The following is a 3,362-nucleotide window of genomic DNA, read 5'->3' on the forward strand; positions in this document are numbered from 1 at the left end:
CGCGACCAGCGAACGCAGGCTGGCAAAAGAAGAACTGAGCGGACCCGGATCTATCAGCAACTCGCCATCTTCGACCAATAGCTGTTCAAACTCGGCACTACCGCTATCGGTCTGGCGTTGGCCGATATTGTCCCAATCCCCCTTGAGCTGGATACCTGCTCGGCTGGTCGGCACAGCCGCCACCAAAAATCTACCGGAGCCTTCTTCAATTGCCGACACGATCAGATAGTCAGAATCGATAGCGCCGGAGCAAAAGCTTTTTTGCCCACTGAACACATAGCCACCAGCGACCTTATGCGCCACCGTCCGCTGATCGAGCGGATTGAGCGCATTGCCCCACCACAGGTTTTGTTGTGCTGTAAGCTTGAAAAAATGCTGCCATTGGGTTTCGCTGCCATATAAACGAATCGACGCCAGCATCAGAAACTGGAATGCAAATACTTGTGCAATCGAGCTATCCACACGCGCAATCTGGCGGATGATGCGGTAAGTTTGAGCCCAGCTCGCGCCTGAACCACCTGCACTTTGTGGAATCCATAAGTTGAGCAAGCCACTATCACGAACGGCTTGCCGCTGCTCATAGGGAGTGCCACCGGCGATATCGCGTTCGACTGCAGTGTCTGCCAGGTAGGCGCAAAGCTGGTCGGTGACCTGCTGCGGGGTACCGTGAAATGCGATGCCGTGACCGGCATCAGCGTCGTGCAGGCGTGAATTCAGAGCTAAAGTCATCATCCCCCCTACGCAGCATGTTTTACCGTTTGGGCTGCGCCAAACGGACCGGTGAGATTGGTGCTGATACTGAGTTCACTCTGCACCTGTTGCTTAAGCGGCAGCAAGGGGAACAGTAACTCGGCCACCCGGTAAGACTCCTCCAAATGCGGATAGCCAGAGAAGATAAAGTAATCAATGCCAAGTGCCTGGTACTCTTTGATACGGTCAGCCACCTCTTGTGGATTGCCGACCAGTGCAGTGCCTGCACCGCCGCGCACCAGGCCGACACCGGCCCATAGATTGGGCGCCACTTCCAGCTGGTCACGCCGGCCCTGGTGTAATGCAGTCATGCGTTGCTGTCCCACAGAATCAAAATTCGCCACAGCCGCCTGTGCAGCGGCGATTGTGTCATCAGTCACATGCGAGATTAAATCTTCGGCTGCTGCCCATGCTTGCTCGCTGGTTTCGCGCACAATCACATGCAGCCGGATACCAAACTGGATGCTACGGCCTTTAGCCGCGGCAGCTGCGCGAATGATCTTGATTTTCTCGGCGACTGCTGATGGGGGTTCACCCCATGTTAAATGTACGTCAATATGCTCGCTACTGAGTTTGATTGCGGCCTCAGAGGCCCCACCGATGAACAGTGGCGGATAAGGTTTTTGCAAGCTGCCTGTGGGCAATCGGGCACCTTTGACACGCAAATAGTCACCCTCAAAATCCACCGCCTGCTCACTCAATACCGAGCGCCAGATAGACAAGAACTCTTCGGCCTCAGCATAACGGGCATCATGGTCGAGGAAACTGCCTTCGGCCTGCTGTTCAGCAGGATCGCCACCGGCCACCACATTAATCAACAATCTTCCGCCTGAGATTCTGTCCAGCGTCGAGGCCATACGCGCGGAGACCACTGGCGAAATAAAGCCAGGGCGGGTGGCAACTAAAAACTTGAGCTGGCTGGTTTCATTAATCAGTGCAGAAGAAATCACCCAGGCATCCTCGCAAGAGCGGCCTGAGGGAACGAGTACCCCGCCATAGCCAAGCCGGTCCGCTGCCTGTGCAATTTGCCTGAGATAAGAAAATGTGGCTGGCCTGGCGCCTTGGCTGGTACCCAGATACCGTTGATCGCCATGCGTAGGCAAAAACCAGAATATTTGCATCGACTACCCTTTACAACTCATTCAACAAAATAACAGCTTGAAAGGTGCAAGGTTTATGCCACAAATAAAAATCTTATTATTCAATCACTTAATAAATTTATTTTGCTTACTGCTGAAATATCAGCAGCCCGATCAGCAAAGGTGCTGATTTTGCAGCAGACCTGTGTGAATTACAGCAGGCCTGATCAGCACTTGTGCAGTCTATCCAGGCAAAAATATTGCCCTGCCAAAGTTATGCTCACATAAGCCAATGATTTAATTTAGTTTTTTTCAGACTAATTATGAAGTTGTCTCATTGGAACGTATTCTGCTTAAACGCTTAATGCCAAAGAAACTATTTCTAACGAAACATCCTTTTATAATTTTTAAGAATATAAATAGTGCTATCCCTTATTGGCAAGAAATTTCAGCCTGGATTACTGTATGCGGGTTTAACATTTAGACGACGGTGAGATTCTCACGATGGCAAACTTATTAGCAAAAGATTTTTACGATCCTGAACAAGACACGCAGTTTGAGCAACAGCGGTTGTTGACTATGCCCAATTCACGGGCAATGTCCACTTCCATCCGCGCCACCGCACAGGTATTTGAGGATAGTAAGTCCATAGCGCTGCTCAACCGTATCAAACAAATCGCCCCCAGTGATGCCAATGTACTGATTATTGGGGAAACCGGCACCGGCAAAGAGTTGATTGCACGCCATGTGCATGCATTGAGCTACCGAAAATCCAAGCCGTTTGTGGCGGTGAATTGCGGTGCATTTTCAGAAACGCTGGTAGAAAGCGAACTATTCGGCCATGAAAAAGGGGCCTTTACAGGCGCCGTGACGGCTAAAGCCGGCTGGTTTGAGGAGGCGCACGGCGGGTCGCTCTTTCTCGACGAAATCGGTGATTTGCCCCTCAGTATTCAAGTGAAGTTATTGCGCGTATTGCAAGAACGCGAGGTGGTAAGGCTGGGCGCAAGAAAACCAATACCGATTGATGTCAGGTTGATTGCAGCGACCAATGTCCGCCTTGAAGAAGCTGTGCTGGCGGGTAACTTCCGCGAGGACTTATTTTACCGCCTCCGGGTTGCCCATCTGGAGCTACCAACCCTGCGCAACCGGCCTGGCGACATTCTGCCGCTGGCTGATTACTTTGTTGGTGAATACACACGGCGACTAGGCTATGCCACTATCCGACTCGATGAATCTGCCAAACAGAAATTGCTCCAGCATAGCTGGCCTGGCAATATCCGTGAACTGGAAAATGTCATTCACCACTCACTACTCATCTGCAAAAACAACCTGGTACGCAGCGAAGACCTGCATCTATCTTCGATTCAATTGCATCGCCAGAAATCCGAGCAACCATTGCAGTATCAGGCAGGCACCGATGTGCTGAAAGAAGCCTTCAGCCAGCTATTTGAATCCGGCAAACAGGATTTATATACCTATTTTGAAGATGCATTCGTCAAAGCCGCCTATGACCATTGCCACCAGAACCAGGTG

The 3,362-nt window shown here is 51.1% G+C and carries 3 protein-coding genes; 1 reads left to right on the forward strand and 2 read right to left on the reverse strand.

The genetic code is table 11. The features are described from left to right. On the reverse strand, positions 1–729 hold a 729-nt coding region (locus VK958_RS13510), incomplete at its 3' end, for an acyl-CoA dehydrogenase family protein (protein WP_325242210.1). 8 nt (positions 730–737) lie between these two features. Continuing rightward, the gene (gene ssuD, locus VK958_RS13515; protein ID WP_325242212.1) at positions 738–1,871 is read right to left on the reverse strand and encodes an FMNH2-dependent alkanesulfonate monooxygenase; all 1,134 of its coding nucleotides are present in this window, start codon (positions 1,869–1,871) and stop codon (positions 738–740) included. Positions 1,872–2,408: 537 nt separating this feature from the next. On the opposite strand from ssuD, the gene VK958_RS13520 reads away from it, so the two are divergent. Then, positions 2,409–3,362: sigma-54 interaction domain-containing protein (locus tag VK958_RS13520; protein ID WP_325242214.1), on the forward strand; the 954-nt coding region annotated here is incomplete at its 3' end.

The sequence above is a fragment of the Methylophilus sp. genome (assembly GCF_035460085.1).
In the GTDB taxonomy this organism is placed as follows: domain Bacteria; phylum Pseudomonadota; class Gammaproteobacteria; order Burkholderiales; family Methylophilaceae; genus Methylophilus.